Source organism: Paenibacillus thermoaerophilus, from assembly GCF_005938195.1.
GTDB classification, from domain to species: Bacteria; Bacillota; Bacilli; order Paenibacillales; family Reconciliibacillaceae; genus Paenibacillus_W; species Paenibacillus_W thermoaerophilus.
Window position 1 is genome coordinate 38,034 of the sequence record NZ_VCQZ01000009.1, and the last position, 18,813, is coordinate 56,846.

Sequence of the window (18,813 nt, forward strand, 5' to 3'; positions counted from 1 at the left end):
TGACGAGGGCAACCGCCCTCTTTTTGTTGAAAAAGCTGGAGGGGAAGCGGCGTGGCGACGTATGTCTGGCTTCGCGATCGGCGGGCGTCCGCGCTCGCCAAGGGCTCGCTCGGGGTGCCGGTCATCGCGGAACCCCAAGCGGGCGCGTTCCGCTTCCCCGGCGCCGGTGCGGATGCGGGGACAACCGCCGATGCCATCGTCGTTCCCTGGAGCACGTCGGCGGGGTATTCGCGACGAACCTGTGACCCGATCGGGATCGGATCGGATGTTTGGGTGCTGCGGGACGGACCGATACCGGAGGATTGGGCCGAATGTTTATCCATGCACGGCATTCCCGCCGCCGATGAAGCGAGGGAGCCTCCCGACGTACGGGAATGGGCGTACGGGTGGATCGTTCCGGTGTTTCATCTGGCCTCGCTGGGCGTCTGGCAGACGACATCGCTGCCCGAAGACCGTTCGTGTCCGGAGCCGCTGCTGGGCGGCATGTCGCGCTTGAAGCCTTCGCTCGGACAAGGGCTCGCCGCCAAGGCGGAACGGATGGCGATCCGTGCGGTGTACGCGCTCGGGCTTGACATCGGCACGATGCTTGTCGGTATGCGGGAAGGCGTCATGCGCGTGTTGAAGGCATGGCCCGGCGTTCCCGGAACGACGGAGATCGGGCTCGAATTCGCGCAGGCGGTGCAACAGTTCGACCGGGCTTGGCGCGAGGAGCGCGCGCGGGGAGAACCGGCGGCGCTGGGGGCCGACCCTGAATTTGTCGTGCGCGCCGGGGACGGAAGGGTCGTCCCGGGCGAGCGGTTTGCGGGCAAGCGCGGCGAGTTCGGCTGCGACGCGGTGTCGCTGCCAGGGGGACGCATCATTTATCCGCTGCTGGAGCTGCGGCCGGAACCTTCGACCGAGCCGCTGCGGGTTGTGGCCCATCTGCGCCGGACGATGCTGCTGGCGCGCGAACGCATCGGGGACGAGTCTTTGGAATGGCTGGCGGGAGGCATGCCGGTGAAGGGGCTGCCGCTCGGCGGCCATGTGCATTTCGGCGGCATGTGGCTGCAATCCCGGTTTTTGCGGACGCTGGACCGGTTCCTGGCTGTGCCGCTGCTGCTGGTCGAGGACGAACGCAGCCGGATGCGCCGCCCGCGCTTCGGAGCGCTGGGGGATTTCCGCAGACAGCCGCACGGGTTCGAGTATCGGACGCTGTCGAGCTGGCTGCCGTCTCCGAGGGTGACGAAGGCGGTGTTTGCGCTCGCCCGCTTGCTGGCGGACGGCTATTTGGCCTTGCCGCCCGATCCGGACGGCCGCGACGGCGATCGATCCTGGCACGAAGCGTTTTACCGGGGAGACAAGGAGCGGCTTAGGCCGTTTTCGCTGCAAGGGTGGGAACGGTTGCGGGCGCTTCCCGGATATGCGCCGCTGGCGGAATGGATCGAGCCGCTGAGGGAGATGGTCGCCGCCGGTCAATCTTGGGATGATCAGCGCGATTTTCGCCGGGCCTGGCGCATTCCTCCGTTTCACATGGTATAATAGGGGGATGATGCTTGTCAGGTAAGGAGACGTCGCGAACGGTTATGGCCAAATACACCCCGATGATGGAGCAATATTTGCAGGTGAAAGCGCAAGTGCCGGACGCTTTTTTGTTTTTCCGGCTCGGCGACTTCTATGAAATGTTTTTCGAAGACGCGATCCGCGCGTCCCAGGAGCTGGAGATTACGCTGACGGGCCGGGATGCGGGCGGCGACGAACGGGTGCCGATGTGCGGCGTGCCGTACCATTCCGCCGAGGGTTACGTGCAGAGGCTGATCGAGAAAGGCTACAAAGTCGCCATCTGCGAGCAGGTCGAGGACCCTTCCGCGGCCAAAGGCGTCGTTCGGCGGGAGATCGTGCGCATCGTGACGCCGGGCACGGTGATGGAGGGCAAGGCGGTCGCCGATCGGCGCAACAACTTTATCGCCGCGCTGACCGAGCGGGAAGGCGAGATCGGGCTGGCCGTCTGCGATATTACGACCGGCGAGCTGTACGCCGCCCGGACGCAGGATTGGGAGCGGCTGCCGGACGAGCTGAATGTGTTCGAGCCGTCGGAGCTGCTTGGCGAAGCCGGCTTGCTGGAACGGGTGAAGGCCGCGTGCGGGCCGCTGCTGGCCGGGGCGGTCGTGACGGAACGGCGGAACGGCAACCGGGAAGCGGTGGCCGAGCAGTTCAGCGAGGCGGAGCTGGAAGGGCTGCCGGAATCGGCGATCGACGCGGTGGCGCTGCTGCTCGATTATTTGCGCGAGACGCAGAAGCGGACGCTCGGCCATCTGACGCGCATCCGCCGCTACGATCCGCGCCAGAGCCTGATGATGGACCCGTTCACCCGCCGCAATCTGGAGCTGACGGAGACGGTGCGGGACCGGTCCAAGAAAGGGTCGCTGCTGTGGCTGCTCGACCGCACCGCCACGGCGATGGGAGCGCGCATGCTGCGGCGCTGGCTGGACAAGCCGCTGCGGGATGTGCAGGCGATCGAGGAGAGGCTGGAAGCCGTGGAGAAGCTGGTCGGCGGCTTGATCCTGCGGGACGAGCTGTCGGCGGCGCTGCGCGGCATGTACGACCTGGAGCGGCTCGTCGGCCGCATCGCCTACGGCAGTGCGAACGGCCGCGATCTGGTGGCGCTGCGGGCGACGCTGGAGCAGGTTCCCGCGCTGAAGGCGCTCTGCCTGGAGTCCGGCTCCGAGACGCTCGCCCGGCTGGGGGAAGCGCTGGACGAGTGCGCGGAAGCGCGCGAATGGATCGCCGCCGCGATCGTGGACGAGCCTCCGGTGTCCGTCCGCGAGGGCGGGCTGATCCGCGTCGGCTACCACGAGCATCTCGACCGACTGCGCGCCGCCAGCACCGACGGCAAACGCTGGATTGCCGAGCTGGAGCAACGGGAGCGCGAGGCGACCGGCATTCGTTCTCTGAAAATCGGATTCAATAAAGTGTTCGGCTACTATATCGAAGTGACCCGCGCGAATCTGTCGGCCGTTCCGGAAGGGCGGTACGAGCGCAAGCAGACGCTCGCGAACGGCGAGCGGTACGTGACGCCGGAGCTGAAGGAACGGGAGGCGCTTATTCTCGAAGCCGAAGACAAGATGGTGGGTCTGGAATACGAGCTGTTCGTGGAGCTTCGGGACCGGCTGGCGGGGATGATCCCGCGGTTCCAGGCGCTGGCCGAGGCGGTGGCCCAGGTGGATGCGCTGCTGTCGATGGCGCAGGTCAGCGCGGCCAACCGCTATGTTCGGCCCAAAGTGACCGACGGGTTCGAGCTGCGGATCGAGGACGGCCGTCATCCGGTTGTCGAGGCGGTGCTGGAGGGAGGCTCGTTTATCGCGAACGATACGGATATGAACGCGTCCGATTCGTCCGTCCTGCTGATCACGGGGCCGAACATGGCGGGGAAAAGCACCTACATGCGGCAGGTCGCCATGATCTGCGTCATGGCCCAGATCGGCTGCTTCGTCCCGGCGCGCCGCGCGGAAATTCCGATCATCGACCGCATCTTCACGCGCATCGGCGCCGCTGACGACCTGGTCGGCGGACAGAGCACGTTTATGGTCGAGATGAAGGATATTCAGGCGATGACGACCAAGGCGACGAAACACAGCCTCGTCATCATCGACGAGCTCGGCCGCGGCACGTCCACGTCGGAAGGAATGGCGATCGCCCAGGCGGTCATCGAATTTCTGCACGACCGCATCGGCTGCAAGACGCTTGTCTCCACCCACTATCACGAGCTGGCGCATCTGGAGGGGCAGCTTCCGCGCTTGCGCAACCATTCGATGGCGGTGCGGGAAAGCGGTGACCAGGTCACGTTCCTGCGCAAGTTCGTGCGCGGCGCGGCAAGCTCCAGCTACGGCATCTACTGCGCGCGCATCGCGGGGCTTCCGTCCGCGATCATCGAGCGGGCGAACGAATTGCTCGCGATCCGCGAGACGGGCGCGGCTCGCGCGGAGGCCGCTGCCGCTTCCGGTTTGATCGCGGACGGCCGTTCTCCGGACGGCCGCGAACAGGAGGCTTCGTCCGGAGGGGCGGCAGCCGCGGAGAAAGAGGCCGAACCGGCCTCTCCGGTTGCTCCTCCCGATGTGTCTGCATCGCCTGAGGAAGCTTCTCCCGCCCGGAAGGACGTCGTGCAGTTGAGCCTGTTCGATGAGCCGTTGCCTTCGCCGGCCAAGCCGAGATCGGCTCGCGACCAGCAGGTGCTGGACAAGCTGAAAGCCGCGGATCTGATCAACATGACTCCGCTGCAAGCGATGAATCTGCTCTACGAGCTGAAGCAGCGTCTGGGATAAACAGGTTGGTTCGGGTAACGCAGACTATCGTTTAACGGCGAATATAATTCGCGTGGTTAAATATTAACGGGGAGGAGTTGTCGCCGATGGGCCGCATTCGCATATTGGACGACCATATCGCCAACCAGATCGCCGCCGGCGAGGTGGTCGAGCGGCCGGCTTCCGTCGTCAAGGAGCTGGTGGAGAACGCGATTGACGCCGGCGCGGATTATATCGAGGTGTCGGCCGAAGAAGGCGGACTTTCGTTGATTCGCGTCAAGGACAACGGAGCCGGCATACACCCGGAGGATGTCGAGACGGCATTCCTGCGGCACGCGACCAGCAAAATATCGACCGGCAAGGACTTGTTCGCGATCCGGACGCTTGGCTTCCGGGGCGAGGCGCTGCCGAGCATCGCGGCTGTCGCCAAAGTCGAGTGCCGCACCTCGGCGACGGACGACGGCCTCGGCCGCCGCATCTTGATCGAAGGCGGAAAAATTGTCGATTCAGGCGACGAAGCGGTTCCGAGGGGCACGGAGATTACGGTGCGGGAGCTGTTCTACAATACGCCGGCGCGCCTCAAATATATGAAGTCCGTCCAGACGGAGCTGGGGCATATCTCGGATTACCTGTACAGACTGGCGCTGGCCCATCCCGACATCTCGTTTACTCTGCGCCACGGGAGTAACGTTCTGCTGCAGTCGCTGGGCAACGGGGATCTGCGTCAGGCGATCGCCGCCGTCTACGGGACGTCGACGGCCAAAGCCATGATTCCCGTCTCCGGCGAGTCGCTCGATTACCGTCTGGACGGCTTTATCTCCAAGCCGGAGTTCACCCGCGCGAACCGCAACGGCATCACCGTCACGGTGAACGGCCGCGTCATCCGCAGTCCGCAGGCGACGCAGGCGCTGCTCGCCGCCTACCATACGCTGCTGCCGATCGGCCGGTTCCCGGTAGCCGTCCTCCGGCTGAAGATGGACCCTTCGCTCGTCGATGTCAACGTCCATCCGTCGAAGCTGGAGGTGCGGTTCAGCAAGGAAGCGGAGCTGATGGAAATCGTGCGCTCCGCCGCGTTCACCGCCCTGACGGGCATGGTACATATTCCTTCGGGCGCGGCGTCCCGTCCGGGGCCCGCCAGGCCGGCGGCCGTGCAGGAGCAACTGGAGCTGTACCGGGCCCCGGCCGCTCCGGAGATCGCGGCGGCTTCGTCTCCCGCGCCCCTGCGGGGCACGATCCCGGCGGATCGTACCGCGGGCGCGGCGGCCCCGGCTTACGGCCGGCCGGCGGCAAGCGGCGCCGGGGAGACGATCCGCCCCTCCGCGCAAGCGTCCCGGCCGACCGCCTACGGAGCCAAGCGGGAGGCGGACCGGCCCCCGATCGGCTATCCGGCGCCGACAGGCGGCTCCGCCGGCGCGGAGCGGCGTCTTGAAGCCGCCGGGCGCTGGCTGGAGCGCGAAGCCGACCTGGCGCGGCAGGCGGCGGAATCGCCGCGCGGCAGCGCCGGCCGGAGCGGCGAAGCCGGAGACGCGTCGCCGGACGCGCTCGCGGAAAGCCCGGCCTCGGCCGGGAGAGGACCGGGAGGGCTGCCGGCGTTCCCTCTGCTGTCGCCGATCGGGCAACTGCACGGCACGTATATCGTCGCGCAAAATGACCGAGGCTTGTATTTGATCGACCAGCACGCGGCTCACGAACGGATCAACTACGAATGGTTCTACGACCGGTTCGGCCGTCCGGGAGACGCGGTTCAGCCTCTGCTGGTGCCGATTCCTCTTGAATTTACGGCGGCGGAAGCGGCCGTGCTGACCGACCGGCTCGATCTGCTGAGAACGGTCGGGGTGGAGCTGGAGCCGTTCGGGCCGAATTCCTTCCTGATCCGGGCGCTGCCCCACTGGCTGCCCGAAGGGCGGGAACAGGAAATCGTCGAAGAGATGATCCGCTGGCTGATGGAGGAGCGCAATTCGATCGAGGTGGCCAAGCTTCGGGAGAAGTCCGCCATCCTCTGCTCCTGCAAAGCTTCGATCAAAGCCAACGAGGCGATGACCGTGACCGAGATGGAAGCGCTGCTCGACCGGCTCGGCCGCTGCCGGCAGCCGTATACGTGCCCGCACGGCCGGCCGATCGTCGTCAGCTTCAGCGTATACGAGCTGGAAAAAATGTTTAAACGGGTGATGTAGGCTTGCTAGTGACGACTGGGTACAATCCCGAACCGGACGCGATCGAACGGGCGAAGCGGCTGGCCGGAGAGCTGGACGCGGACTACGTGCCGAGACGCCAGTCTTCGCTGCCCCGCCTGCGCAAGCAGCACGGGCACAAGGACGCGATCGTGGTGCTCGGACGGGAGGTTCGATACGTGCCGGAGACGGGCGAACCTCTCGTGTTCCATCCCGGCACGTCGATCATCCGCGTCAAACGGCTGCTGAAAGGGCAGAGCGATCCGATGCTCGATCTCGCCGGCGTCCTTCCCGGGGACCGGGTATTGGATTGCACGGCCGGGCTGGCCGGCGATTCGATCGTGTTCTCGGCGAGGGTCGGAGAAACAGGACGGGTGACGGCGCTGGAATCTGACCGGACGCTGTATACGCTCGTTCGCGAGGGGATCGCCCTGTATGCAGGCGGGCCTCCGGAGTTTGCCGAGGCGATGCGGCGGATCGATCTGCGGCATGCGGATCACCTCGCCTTTTTGCGCGAACAGCCGGATAACAGCTACGACGTGGTTTATTTCGACCCGATGTTCCGGTCGCCGGTGGAAGAGTCTTCGTCGATACGGCCGCTTCGTCCGCTTGCGAATCCGGAGCCCGTCTCGGCCGAGGCGGTCGCCGAAGCCGTGCGGGTGGCCCGGAGAGCCGTGATGCTCAAGGAGCGCCGCGACAGCGGCGAGTTCGAGCGGCTCGGCTTCACGCCGCATGTCCGCGCCCATTCACAAGTCGCTTACGGGGTGATCGCGAAATGACGATGGACAAGCCGGACGGGAAGCCCCCGCTGCTCGCGATCGTCGGACCGACCGCCGTCGGCAAAACGGCGCTTAGCCTGACGCTGGCCGAGCGGCTGAACGGGGAAATCGTCTCGGGAGACTCGATGCAGGTGTACCGGCGGATGGATATCGGCACGGCCAAGGCGACGCCGGCCGAGAGGGCCAGAGTGCGCCACCATCTCATCGACATCAAAAATCCGGACGAGCCTTTTTCCGTTGCCGAATTCCAGACGCTTGCGAGGAAGGCCATCGAGGATATCGGGTCGCGCGGGAAGCTGCCGATTCTCGTCGGAGGGACGGGCCTCTACGTGGAATCGCTGTGCTACGGCTACGATTTTCCCGAGAGGGCGACCGACGAGGCGTACAGGGAGAAACTGCGGGAATACGGCCGGGAACACGGGACGCAAGCGCTGTGGGACAAGCTGAGAGAAGTCGATCCCGACACGGCCGGCCGCCTGCACGCCAACGACGAGCGGCGGATCATCCGGGCGCTGGAGGTGTATCACGCGACTGGCGAGAGGCTGTCGGATCAGCTTCGGAAGCAGAGGCGGGAATCTCCTTACCGGTTATGCCTGATCGGGTTGACGATGGAACGGGAGCAGTTGTACCGGCGCATCGGGGAGCGCGTGGACGCGATGATCCGCGAAGGGCTGGTCGGCGAAGTGAGGAGCCTGCTGGCAGCGGGCTGGCCGCCGAACGCAACGGCGTTCCAAGGCATCGGATACAAGGAAATTGTTCCATATTTGGAAGGGCGGATGTCGCTGGAGGAGGCGGTCGAGCTGCTCAAGCGGGATACGAGGCGGTTCGCCAAGCGCCAGCTTTCCTGGTTCCGCCATATGAAGGAAATCGAGTGGGTCGATGTGACGCGGATAGAAAATTTTACTGCCCATCTGGAGCGGATTCATGCTATAATAGCTTCTAAGCTGGGGATTGTCGGCGACAGGGGCCGATGATGCTTCGCCATCGGCTGCTCGCACCGGAGCGTTTCCCGCACTTGCCGAAATAAGCGAGTTATTCGCGCAATTCCGAATTGTATTTAAAGCCATAAGCCGTACTATGATACCGATTAGGACAAGGGGGATCCTCCTGATGAACAAGCCGATTAATATCCAGGATACGTTTTTGAACCAACTCCGCAAGGACAGCGTGCCCGTCACGGTTTATTTGACGAACGGCTTCCAGATCCGCGGCGTCATCAAAGCGTTTGACAACTTCACCATCGTCATTGACAGCGAAGGCCGTCAGCAAATGGTGTACAAGCACGCCATTTCGACCTTCACGCCGATGCGTCCCGTCTCGCTGGCCCAGCCGCAGCAGACGGATCCGTCTTGACCGCTATTCGGCGGCGTGCGCCGGAACATGAAACTTTTTGACCCTCTGGCGCGTTTATTTAAATAGAGACACAGACGGAACAACCTCGATCGAGGTTGTTCTTCTTTATGGAAGGGAGGTCCGACTTCAGCATGACGGAACGCAGAGCCAAGTCGGAGCAACTCAAGAGAGAGAAGCCGGCCGGGAAGGCCAAACGAAAAAAACGGATTCAACCCCGAACGTGGTTTTTCCTTTTTCTCGGCTTGTTCGCCGCAAGCGCGGTCGCGGCGATGGGCACGTACTTTTTCTTTGTCGTGAACGGCACGAAGCTGCTGCTGGACAACCAGGACCAATTCGGCATGGCGCAAGCCTCGATCGTCTACGACTCCGAAGGGAAGGAAGTTTCCAAGCTGTTCGTCGAGAATCGGGAGGTCGTGACGCTGGACCAAGTGCCGAAGCTCCTGCAGGACGCTTTTATCGCCACGGAGGACCGCAGGTTCTGGGAGCACCAGGGGGTCGACGTCTGGTCGATCGGCCGGGCGCTCTACAAAGATATCCTTCATCGGAGCGCCGTCGAGGGCGGAAGCACGATCACGCAGCAGTTGGCGAAAAACATATTTTTCGCCGTGCCCGAGAAGACGCTGTTCCGCAAAGCGAAGGAAGCGTCGATCGCGCTGGCGCTCGAGCGGAGGTATTCCAAAGAACAAATTCTCGAAATGTACCTGAACCGAATCTACTTCGGCAGCAACGGGAACGGACAGTCGGCTTGGGGAATCAAGTCGGCCGTGAAGATGTATTTCGGCAAGGAGCTCGGAAGCTCCAAGCCCGAGGATCAGCTTACGCTGGCGGAGATCGCCACGCTGGCGGGGCTGCCGAAGTCGCCTAACGGCTATTCGCCGTTCCGCAATCCGGAACGGTCCAAGGAACGCCGCGGCACGGTGCTGTACCTGATGGCGGAGCAAGGGCTGATTACCGAGGAGCAGCGGAAGCAAGCGGCGGAGGAAGAGCTGAAGCTGAACAGCAAGCCGGCGAGCCGGGGCACGTATGCGGCTTATATCGATTACGTCGAAGACGAAGCGCTGCGGTTGCACAATATAACGCCGGAAGAGCTGCGAATGAACGGCTACCGCATTTACACCGCGCTCGATACGAAAGCCCAGCAGACGATGGAGCAGGCGTTCGCGAACGACGCGTTGTTCCAGAAGCAGACGAGCGGCCAGACGCAGAAGCAGGAGGCCGGGATGGTCATCCTCGACCAGAAAACGGGCGGCATCGTCGCGATGGCCGGCGGTCGGGATTATTCGGCCAAAGGCTTCAACCGGGCGACGGCCAAGCGCCAGCCGGGTTCGTCGTTCAAGCCGGTGGTGGTGTACGCGCCGGCGCTCGAGACGGGCAACTGGCATCCGTATTCGAAGCTGGAAGACAAGAAGCAGTGCTACGGCAACTATTGTCCGGAAAACTACAACTATCGGTATCAAAACGAAGTCGACATGTTCCAGGCGATCCGCGACTCGCTCAACCAGCCCGCCGTATGGCTGCTGAATCAAATCGGCGTCGATCGCGGCATGTCGTTCGCCGAGAAGCTGGGGATCGAGCTGGACAAGTCGAAGGACCGCAACCTGGCGATCGCGCTGGGCGGTTTGACGCAGGGCGTCAGCCCGCTGGAGATGGCGCAGGCGTACGGCGCGTTCGCGAACAACGGGCTTCAGCACCGGGCGCACGCCATTCTGAAGATCGTCGATGCCGACGGGCGCGAGGTTTACAAATACAACGAGAAGCCGAAGCAGGTCATGAGCGCCAAAACCGCATACTACATGACGTTGATGCTGCAAGACGTCGTGACCAAAGGAACGGGCAAAGGCGCACGCTTCGACCGTCCGGTTGCCGGCAAGACCGGCTCTACCCAGCTCGACATCAAAGGATTGGAGAAATATTACCGGGACATCTGGTTCGTCGGCTATACGCCCGAATGGACGGCGGCGGTATGGCTCGGCTTCGACAAGACGGATTCCAAGCACTATGTGAACTCGGATAGCGGCCGGGCGGCCACGTTGTTCAAGGAAGTCATGTCCAAGGCGCTGGCGGGCAAACCAAAGTCGTCGTTCGCGAGACCGAGCGGCGTGCCGGCCTTGAACGAGCCGCCGTCGGCAGTCACCGACCTGACGGCGGAATACGATCCGCAGAATCGGGACGTGCGTTTGAAATGGACGCCTGTCGGGGAAGCGATCAGCTACAAGGTATACCGGAGCGGAACGGGCGAAGGGGAGCAGACGCCTCGGCTTCTGTCTACGACTCCGGTGACGGAGCTTCGGGACATCTCGGTTTTGGAGAACAACACGTATACGTATTACGTCGTCGCGTTCGACACCCGGACGAATCTGGAAGCCGGCAAGTCCAACGACGCGCAGGTAACCGTCCCGGCCGGAGGCGGCATCCCGGGCTCCCCGCTGCCGTCGGTCAGCCCGCTACCGACGCCTTCTGGAAGCGAGTCGCCCGATCCGTCGGGATCGCCGACGCCGAAGCCGAACGGTTCGAACAAGCCGGGCGGCGGCAACGGCGATGGAGACGGGCAAAACAATGGGGACGGGAACGGAAACGGCCGCGGGAACGGCAACGGAAACGGTCGCGGCAACGGAAATGGCGGCGGGAACCGCGCCAATCCTTCGCCCGATTCCGGCTCCCAGCCTTCCGATAACGGCGTGTTGGAACAGATCTTGCCCATTCTGCCGCGGTAGGACGCGGCTGCCGGTTGATCGAATACTGTGAAGTCGCAGGAGGAGCAACATCGGATGACAAGACGCAGCAGACGCCATCGAACCTGGTTTGCCGCTTTGACGACAGCCGCGCTTGCAGCCGCTCTGGCCGCGTGCGGCGACGCCAAGGACAACGGCGCGCAGCCGAGCGCGCCGGCGTCGAGTCCGTCGCCGGCCGCCAGCCCGGCACATAGCCAGGCTCCCGCAACGACAAAGAAGCAATGGAGCCGTCCGCCGGAGATGCAGATCGACCAGTCCAAGACTTATGAGGCGGTCGTCGAGACGACCAAAGGCTCGTTTACGATCGCCCTGGCAGCCGACAAGGCTCCCCAGACGGTTAACAGCTTCGTCTTTTTGGCGAAGGAAAACTATTTCGAGAACATCAAGTTCCACCGGATCATTAAAGGGTTTATGGTCCAGACCGGCGACCCGAAGGGGGACGGCACCGGCGGTCCCGGCTACAAGCTGAAGGACGAGCTGGACCCGCCGCCGAAGTACGAGCTGGGCACGGTGGCCATGGCCAAAGCGGGCCCGAATACGGCGGGCAGCCAGTTTTTCATCTGCGTCAGCGAGGATTGCGGCGGACTGAACGGCAGACCCGAGTATACCGTCTTCGGCAAAGTAACGGAAGGCATGGACAACGTGCTGAAGATCGCGGATACGCCGGTCACGTTCAGCGACACCGGAGAGCCCAGCAAGCCGAAGGAAGACGTGTTGATCCAGAAGGTTACCATTAAGGAGAAATAACGGCCGCCCTGTCGCCGATAGAAGCGGGGATCGGCCGATGCCTTGGCCGGCGGGGATTTTTCCGCGGGCAAGGCAAGACCCGGTCTCCCATGCGGGAGAGAACCGGGTCTTTTTTTTGCGGGCGGGGTATGGACAGGACCTTTTCGTTATAGCGATCTGGCGGTGTTGCGGCTCGGCTCGTCCATCTGGTATCGTAGGAAGAAGATGCCGGGAAGGATGGCTGCCCTTCAGGCGAGAGGGTCCAGCGTCCGGTAATGATAACGGTGGCTGATCGCGAATCCCAGCTTGGCGTACAGGCGAAGAGCCGGCTCGTTGTCCCGGACGGCCTGAAGATACATCGTATCCGCGCCTTGCTCCCGGCTCCAGGACACGAGTCCCCGAACCAGCGATTCGGCCAGTCCGAGCCGTCTGTAGTCGGGATGGACGATCACGTTGAACAGCCCCGACAGACGTCCGTGCACGACGGCCGACGAGACTGCCGCGATGCGTCCGTCCATCCGGATGCAGCCATATCGCGCGGGAGCGCCGATGCGGACGCGCATCATTTCCCGGAAACCATCCAACGTCCGCTCGGGATGGCCTTCCATCGTCCGCCAGGCTTCCAGCCATTCGTCGTCGGGGAGGGAGGACCACTGCCGCGGCGGGACGTGCGCGTTGTTGCCGGAGAAGCCGATATCGCCCTGCAGGCGCATCGTCATGACGACGCAAGGCACTTCCGCCTTGTAGCCCTCCGCTTCGAGGCGGACGTCCAGTTCGGGCGGGGAAGCGGCGCCCACCTGGAACCGGACCGGGGCCCCCCGTTCCGCGTAAAATTCCCGGATGCGGTCCATCCAGTCTGCCCGATCGGGCAGCGCTCCGGCGCTAAGCACGCTGTTGCAGCGCTTCGACGGCACAACGGGATCGTACCGGAGGCGCCATTCGCCCAGCGGTTCGGATACGGCGGCGGGCCAGGCGTCGGAAGCGGCGCGTTCGATCAGCGCGTGGAACTGCATACAATACATCAGATCCTTTCATCGTCAGGTCAGGCATTCGCTTTTAATAAATATACACGCGATTGCATAATGATACAATCCTGATTTTTGGGGTGAGCTGATGAACGGTCGTGCGGCTTGGAACGAATCAAGGCCATCGAGTCAGATCAATGTCGTGCTCCGCCAGCCGGATGCGGCGATTCCGCAAGCGAAAGCCGATAGCTCGGGATTGGCCGCCCAGCGCGTCTCTCAACGCACCCAGTTCCGGGAGATTACCTCCGAGTTGGAGCAGTTGATCGGCTTGGACAACGTAAAAACGCTGATTTACGAGATATACGCGTTTCTGCAAATCGGCAAATTCCGCGCCGAGGCGGGTCTGACGGCCAACCGCCAGGTGTATCACATGATTTTCAAGGGGAATCCGGGCACAGGCAAAACGACCGTCGCCCGGATAATCGCCAAGCTGTTTCAACATCTGGGCATGCTGAATAGGGGACATCTGGTCGAGGTGGAGCGGGCCGATCTCGTCGGCGAATATATCGGGCATACGGCGCTGAAGACGCGCGAGCTGATCAAAAAGTCGCTGGGCGGCGTGCTGTTTATCGACGAAGCGTACAGTCTTGCGAGAGGCGGCGAGAAAGATTTCGGCAAGGAGGCGATCGACGCGCTCGTGAAGGCGATGGAGGATCACAAAAACCAATTTATCCTGATCCTTGCGGGTTATTCCGACGAGATGGACGAATTTCTGTCCGTCAACCCGGGGCTGCCGTCGAGGTTTCCCATCCATCTGCATTTTCCGGACTATTCGGTGGATGAACTGGTGCAGATTGCCGAATTGATGGTGAAGGAGCGCGAATACGTGCTCGCCCCCGCGGCCGTCGTCCGGCTGCGGCAACTGCTGGCGGCGGAGATGGAACGCGACCCCGTGTGCTTCAGCAATGCCCGGTTCGTGCGAAACCTGATTGAGCGCGCGATCCGGCATCATGCGGTCAGGCTGCTGAATTTTCATGCGGGTACGCCGAACCGCCAGGATTTAATGACGTTAAGGGCCGAGGATTTGGTCGAGAAAGGAGCAACGCATTGAAACCGAACGGATACGACACAAGAGACGAATCGGCGGAACGCGCCGTATTGGTCGGATTTCACAATAAACACGAACGGACGGACGAGGCGGCGGCGGAAGCGTCCTTGGAGGAGCTTGTCAATCTGGCCGATACGGCCGGCGTGCAGGTCGTGTCCCGGATGACGCAGTCGAGGGACGGAGCGGACGCCCGGACGCTGATCGGCAGCGGCAAGGTGCAAGAGCTTAAGGCGGTCGTCAGCGAGCTGGGTGCGACCACCGTAATCTTCGACCAGGAGCTGTCGGGCGCCCAAGTCCGCAACCTGGAAGCGGAGCTGGACGCCAAAATCATCGACCGCACCCAGTTGATTCTCGATATTTTCGCGCAGCGGGCCAAAACCCGGGAAGGCATCCTTCAGGTCGAGCTTGCGCAGCTCAGCTACTTGCTGCCGCGATTGTCCGGCCACGGGAAAAACTTGTCCCGGCTCGGCGGCGGCATCGGAACGCGCGGCCCCGGGGAGACGAAGCTGGAGACGGACCGGCGCCATATTCGCCGGCGCATCTCGGAGCTGAAGGAGCAGTTGGCCGAGGTGACGCGCCACCGCAAGCTGCACCGGGAACGGCGCAAGAAGACCGGAGTTTTCCAGGTCGCGCTCGTCGGTTACACGAATGCGGGGAAATCGACGCTGCTGAACAGGCTGACGGAGGCCGACGTGCTCGCCGAAAACAAGCTGTTCGCGACGCTTGATCCCACCTCGCGCCAATTGAAGCTGCCCGGGGGCAAGGAAGTCATCCTGACGGATACGGTCGGCTTTATCCAAAACCTTCCTCACGATCTCGTCGCGGCGTTCCGGGCGACGCTGGAGGAAGTGAACGAGGCGGATCTGATCCTGCACGTCGTGGACAGCTCGAGCCCCGTCCGCGATTTGCACCGCAAAGTCGTCGATCAGGTGCTGGAGGAGCTCGGCGCGCAAGACAAAGAGCGGATCACCGTGTTTAACAAGGTGGACCTCTTGCCGGAAGCCGAGCGCGAGCTGCTCGTGTCGGAAGGGCGGTGGCTGCGCGTGTCCGCCATGCGCGATGAGGATCTTGAAGCGATCAAAACCGCGATTGAGCAGCAGTTGGGGTCGGAAGCGACCGTATTTCTCGTGCCGGCGGTCCGAGGCGATCTGATTGCCAAGCTGTACCGGCTGGGCGAAGTGCTGGAGCAGCAGGAGCAAGGAGAGGCGCTGCGGCTGACGGTGCGGATCAATCCGGAAGTGTTCGCCGTGAATCGCGCGGCGCTGGAAGATTACATCTGGGAAGAGACGGGGAATCGGGTATGAGGATTTCGGACAAGCTTTTATCGCTTGCGGAACGGGCGGAACGGCTCGTCGAGGAGCGATGGAAGGAGGTCGAGCGGACGGCGGAACGGAATCAGTGGAAGGTGATCGAGTCGTTCCGCCGGCATCAGGTCAGCGACTTTCATTTTAACGGATCGACGGGTTACGGCTACAACGACCGCGGACGGGAGGTGCTGGATCTCGTCTATGCGGACGTGTTCGGGGCGGAGGCCGCGCTGGTCCGGCCGCATTTCGTCTCCGGCACGCATACGATCGGCACCGCGCTGTTCGGCGTGTTGAGACCGGGTGATGCGCTGCTGAGCATCACGGGCCGGCCTTACGATACGCTGCATAAAGTGATCGGCCGTCCCGGAGACGGCAAAGGCTCGCTGCAGGATTGGGGCATCCGATACGCGGAGGTCCCGCTCAATCCGGACGGCAAGCCGGACTGGGACGCGATCCGCGAGGCGTTGACCCCCGATGTCAAAGTCGTGGCGATGCAGCGGTCGCGCGGCTACGATTGGCGGGCGTCCTTCACGGTGGACGAACTGTCGGAGATGGCCCGGTTCGTCAAGAGCATCAGGCCCGATATTGTTACGTTTGCTGACAACTGTTACGGAGAGTTCACCGAGGAGAGGGAACCGACACAGGCCGGCATCGATCTGATCGCAGGCTCCCTGATCAAAAATCCGGGCGGCGGCCTTGCGCCGACGGGCGGCTATATCGCCGGGCGCGCCGATCTGGTCGAGCTGGCTTCGTACAGGCTGACGGCTCCCGGCATCGGCGGGGAGGTCGGGTCGACGCTAGGTACGATGAGAAGCATGTTCCAAGGGTTGTACCTGGCTCCGCACGTCGTCGGTCAAGCGCTGCGCGGCAGCATTTTCGCGGCGGGCTTGTTCGAGCTGCTCGGCTTCGAGACGCAACCCGTCTGGAACGCTCCCCGGACGGATCTGATTCAGGCGATCCGCTTCGGACGCGAGGAGCATCTGATCGAATTCGTGCAAGGCATCCAGCAGGCGGCGGCCGTCGATTCGCATGTGACCCCCGTGCCGTGGGACATGCCCGGTTACGAGCATCCCGTTATCATGGCCGCCGGCACGTTTATTCAGGGGGGCAGTCTCGAACTAAGCGCGGACGCGCCGATCCGCGAACCGTATATCGCTTATATGCAAGGAGGCTTGACGTACGCGCATGTCAAGCTCGGCGTGCTCATCGCCGTTCAGCGCATGATGGACAAACAATTGCTGTAGCGTCCCCTCCGCATTTCAGAAGACGGTCACACATGTCCCTTTGTTGGCAAAAAACCTCACACAACTTGACACCTTTTGCGTAGAATAATACAATGAAGGTATAACTGGATGCGGAGGGTTAAGGTATGAGCGATGACATTCGCCGCAATATGGCTTTGTTCCCGATCGGTATCGTCATGCGACTGACGGACTTGACCGCCCGCCAAATTCGCTATTACGAGCAGCACGGGCTGATCGTGCCGGCGCGTACGTCGGGCAATCAACGCTTGTTCTCGTTTAACGATGTCGAACGCCTGCTCGAGATCAAAGCGCTCATCGAGAAGGGCGTCAACATCGCCGGCATCAAGCAAGTGTTGTTGCCGATCAACAAGGATTCGGAGGATGCGACCGTTCTGAACGAACAGTCCGAGATGAAGCGCCGGGAGCTGACGGATTCCCAGTTGCACAAGCTGCTTAAACGGCAATTGCTGCACGAACGCCGTCCCGGACAAGTGTCGCTCATCCAGGGCGAGCTGTCCCGGTTTTTCCACTGAGGGGAGCCTTACGCGGCGGCGGACATCGCGACAAAACGGATACCGGATGGGGACGGATTTGGAAGCGGCACCATCCGTATGCGGACAGACCAATTCGAGGAGGAACATGAACCGTGGGTTATACGAAAGAGGATATTCTCCGCATCGCGAAGGAAGAGAACGTCCGATTTATCCGGCTGCAGTTCACCGATCTGCTCGGCACGATCAAGAACGTGGAAATTCCCGTCAGCCAGTTGGAGAAAGCGCTTGAAAACAAAATGATGTTCGACGGTTCTTCGATCGAAGGTTACGTGCGCATCGAAGAATCGGATATGTACTTGTACCCCGATTTGGATACTTGGGTCATTTTCCCCTGGGTGACGGAGGATCGCGTCGCTCGCCTGATTTGCGACGTGTATTTGCCGGACGGGCGTCCGTTCCCCGGAGATCCGCGCGGTATTCTGAAGCGGAATCTGAAAGTGATGGAAGAGATGGGCTTCACGACGATGAACGTCGGCCCGGAGCCGGAGTTTTTCCTGTTCAAAACGGATGAGAAAGGCAATCCGACCAGCGAATTAAACGACCAGGGCGGCTACTTCGACCTGTCACCGACGGATCTCGGCGAGAACTGCCGCCGCGAAATCGTGCTGACGCTGGAAGAAATGGGCTTCGAGATCGAGGCTTCCCACCACGAGGTGGCGCCCGGCCAGCACGAGATCGATTTTAAATACGCCAACGCGCTGAAAGCGGCCGACCAGATCCAGACGTTCAAGCTCGTCGTCAAGACGATCGCCCGCCAGCACGGCTTGCATGCGACGTTTATGCCGAAGCCGCTGTTCGGCATGAACGGTTCGGGCATGCACGCGCACCAATCGCTGTTCCAGGGCAAGACGAACGCGTTCTACGACGAGAACGACAAGCTGGGCCTGAGCCAGATCGCGCGTTATTACATGGCCGGCATCCTCAAGCATGCCCGCGCTTTCGCGGCGATAACGAACCCGACCGTCAACTCGTACAAACGTCTTGTTCCGGGCTATGAGGCGCCTTGTTATGTCGCCTGGTCCGCGAGCAATCGCAGCCCGATGGTCCGGATTCCGGCATCCCGCGGATTAAGCACGCGGATCGAAGTGCGCAACCCGGACCCGGCCGCGAACCCGTATCTGGCGCTGGCCGTCATGCTCCGCGCCGGCCTTGACGGCATCGAACGCAAGCTGCCGCTTCCCGCGCCGACGGACCGCAACATCTACGTCATGACGGAAGAAGAGCGGGAGGAGCAAGGCATCCCGAGTCTGCCGGCCAACCTGAAGGAAGCGATCGACGAGCTGCTTCGCGACGAAGTGATCTGCGACGCGCTTGGCGAACACGCGCTGACGCACTTCGTCGAGCTGAAGGAAATCGAATGGGATATGTACCGCACGCAAGTGCACGCTTGGGAACGCGATCAATACATGACGCTGTATTAATTGGAGAAATCCCTTGGGGCGATGGCCTCGGGGGATTTTTTATGCGGACGGGAATGATGGTAGAAAAGATTGCCGCCGAACGATCACGGAAAGCCTGATCCGTCACCAGCGTATAGGAAGGTTCGCCATCGATCGGGTGCTCAGGATCTATCCTGTCGTTAACTTTTTCTCGAATC

The 18,813-nt window shown here is 62.4% G+C and carries 14 protein-coding genes; 13 read left to right on the forward strand and 1 reads right to left on the reverse strand.

Features of this window, described 5'->3' with window-relative positions; all coding sequences use genetic code 11:
* Positions 1-51 precede the first annotated feature (51 nt).
* The 8 genes from FE781_RS08020 (at position 52) to FE781_RS08055 (ending at position 12,059) form a co-directional block, all read left to right on the forward strand.
* Positions 52-1,518, forward strand: a complete 1,467-nt coding sequence (locus tag FE781_RS08020; RefSeq protein ID WP_138789098.1) for a putative amidoligase domain-containing protein — start codon at positions 52-54, stop codon at positions 1,516-1,518.
* 44 nt (positions 1,519-1,562) lie between these two features.
* Positions 1,563-4,298 (forward strand): DNA mismatch repair protein MutS, encoded by a 2,736-nt coding sequence (gene mutS / locus FE781_RS08025; protein ID WP_138789183.1) that lies wholly within the window; start codon positions 1,563-1,565, stop codon positions 4,296-4,298.
* Positions 4,299-4,384: 86 nt separating this feature from the next.
* A complete protein-coding gene (mutL, locus tag FE781_RS08030; protein WP_138789099.1) occupies positions 4,385-6,451 on the forward strand; it encodes a DNA mismatch repair endonuclease MutL in 2,067 nt (688 codons plus the stop codon).
* A gap of 8 nt (positions 6,452-6,459) precedes the next feature.
* A complete protein-coding gene (locus FE781_RS08035; RefSeq protein ID WP_342774294.1) occupies positions 6,460-7,227 on the forward strand; it encodes a class I SAM-dependent methyltransferase in 768 nt (255 codons plus the stop codon).
* Positions 7,224-8,201: a tRNA (adenosine(37)-N6)-dimethylallyltransferase MiaA gene (gene miaA, locus FE781_RS08040; protein WP_138789101.1), complete on the forward strand. Its 978-nt coding sequence runs from the start codon at positions 7,224-7,226 to the stop codon at positions 8,199-8,201. Before FE781_RS08035 ends, miaA begins: the two co-directional genes overlap by 4 nt.
* A 136-nt stretch (positions 8,202-8,337) precedes the next feature.
* Positions 8,338-8,580, forward strand: a complete 243-nt coding sequence (gene hfq / locus FE781_RS08045; protein ID WP_138789102.1) for an RNA chaperone Hfq — start codon at positions 8,338-8,340, stop codon at positions 8,578-8,580.
* Positions 8,581-8,711: 131 nt separating this feature from the next.
* The gene (locus FE781_RS08050; protein ID WP_170209460.1) at positions 8,712-11,294 is read left to right on the forward strand and encodes a PBP1A family penicillin-binding protein; all 2,583 of its coding nucleotides are present in this window, start codon (positions 8,712-8,714) and stop codon (positions 11,292-11,294) included.
* Positions 11,295-11,348: 54 nt separating this feature from the next.
* Positions 11,349-12,059 carry a peptidylprolyl isomerase gene (locus FE781_RS08055; RefSeq protein ID WP_138789104.1) on the forward strand — a complete coding sequence of 237 codons (711 nt, stop codon included), beginning with the start codon at positions 11,349-11,351 and terminating at the stop codon, positions 12,057-12,059.
* A 227-nt stretch (positions 12,060-12,286) separates the two neighbouring features.
* On the opposite strand, the gene FE781_RS08060 is transcribed toward FE781_RS08055, so the two are convergent.
* Positions 12,287-13,060, reverse strand: coding sequence for a GNAT family N-acetyltransferase (locus FE781_RS08060; RefSeq protein WP_138789105.1), 774 nt, complete (start codon positions 13,058-13,060; stop codon positions 12,287-12,289).
* Between the two features lie 91 nt (positions 13,061-13,151).
* On the opposite strand from FE781_RS08060, the gene FE781_RS08065 reads away from it, so the two are divergent.
* The 5 genes from FE781_RS08065 (at position 13,152) to glnA (ending at position 18,637) form a co-directional block, all read left to right on the forward strand.
* On the forward strand, positions 13,152-14,114 hold the full coding sequence (locus tag FE781_RS08065; protein WP_138789106.1) for an AAA family ATPase: 963 nt from the start codon (positions 13,152-13,154) through the stop codon (positions 14,112-14,114).
* On the forward strand, positions 14,111-15,415 hold the full coding sequence (gene hflX, locus FE781_RS08070) for a GTPase HflX (RefSeq protein ID WP_138789107.1): 1,305 nt from the start codon (positions 14,111-14,113) through the stop codon (positions 15,413-15,415). Before FE781_RS08065 ends, hflX begins: the two co-directional genes overlap by 4 nt.
* Positions 15,412-16,662, forward strand: coding sequence for a methionine gamma-lyase family protein (locus FE781_RS08075; RefSeq protein ID WP_138789108.1), 1,251 nt, complete (start codon positions 15,412-15,414; stop codon positions 16,660-16,662). The genes hflX and FE781_RS08075 overlap by 4 nt, the downstream gene beginning before the upstream one ends.
* Positions 16,663-16,787: 125 nt before the next feature.
* Positions 16,788-17,195 carry a MerR family transcriptional regulator gene (locus tag FE781_RS08080; protein ID WP_138789109.1) on the forward strand — a complete coding sequence of 136 codons (408 nt, stop codon included), beginning with the start codon at positions 16,788-16,790 and terminating at the stop codon, positions 17,193-17,195.
* A gap of 113 nt (positions 17,196-17,308) precedes the next feature.
* The gene (gene glnA / locus FE781_RS08085; RefSeq protein WP_138789110.1) at positions 17,309-18,637 is read left to right on the forward strand and encodes a type I glutamate--ammonia ligase; all 1,329 of its coding nucleotides are present in this window, start codon (positions 17,309-17,311) and stop codon (positions 18,635-18,637) included.
* The last annotated feature ends 176 nt before the right edge of the window (positions 18,638-18,813 follow it).

Coding starts and splice junctions, on each gene's coding strand:
- mutS (WP_138789183.1), top strand. CDS start 1,563: ATGGCCAAATACACCCCGATGATGGAGCAATATTTGCAGGTGAAAGCG.
- mutL (WP_138789099.1), top strand. CDS start 4,385: ATGGGCCGCATTCGCATATTGGACGACCATATCGCCAACCAGATCGCC.
- miaA (WP_138789101.1), top strand. CDS start 7,224: ATGACGATGGACAAGCCGGACGGGAAGCCCCCGCTGCTCGCGATCGTC.
- hfq (WP_138789102.1), top strand. CDS start 8,338: ATGAACAAGCCGATTAATATCCAGGATACGTTTTTGAACCAACTCCGC.
- FE781_RS08050 (WP_170209460.1), top strand. CDS start 8,712: ATGACGGAACGCAGAGCCAAGTCGGAGCAACTCAAGAGAGAGAAGCCG.
- FE781_RS08055 (WP_138789104.1), top strand. CDS start 11,349: ATGACAAGACGCAGCAGACGCCATCGAACCTGGTTTGCCGCTTTGACG.
- FE781_RS08060 (WP_138789105.1), bottom strand. CDS start 13,060: ATGTATTGTATGCAGTTCCACGCGCTGATCGAACGCGCCGCTTCCGAC.
- FE781_RS08065 (WP_138789106.1), top strand. CDS start 13,152: ATGAACGGTCGTGCGGCTTGGAACGAATCAAGGCCATCGAGTCAGATC.
- FE781_RS08075 (WP_138789108.1), top strand. CDS start 15,412: ATGAGGATTTCGGACAAGCTTTTATCGCTTGCGGAACGGGCGGAACGG.
- FE781_RS08080 (WP_138789109.1), top strand. CDS start 16,788: ATGAGCGATGACATTCGCCGCAATATGGCTTTGTTCCCGATCGGTATC.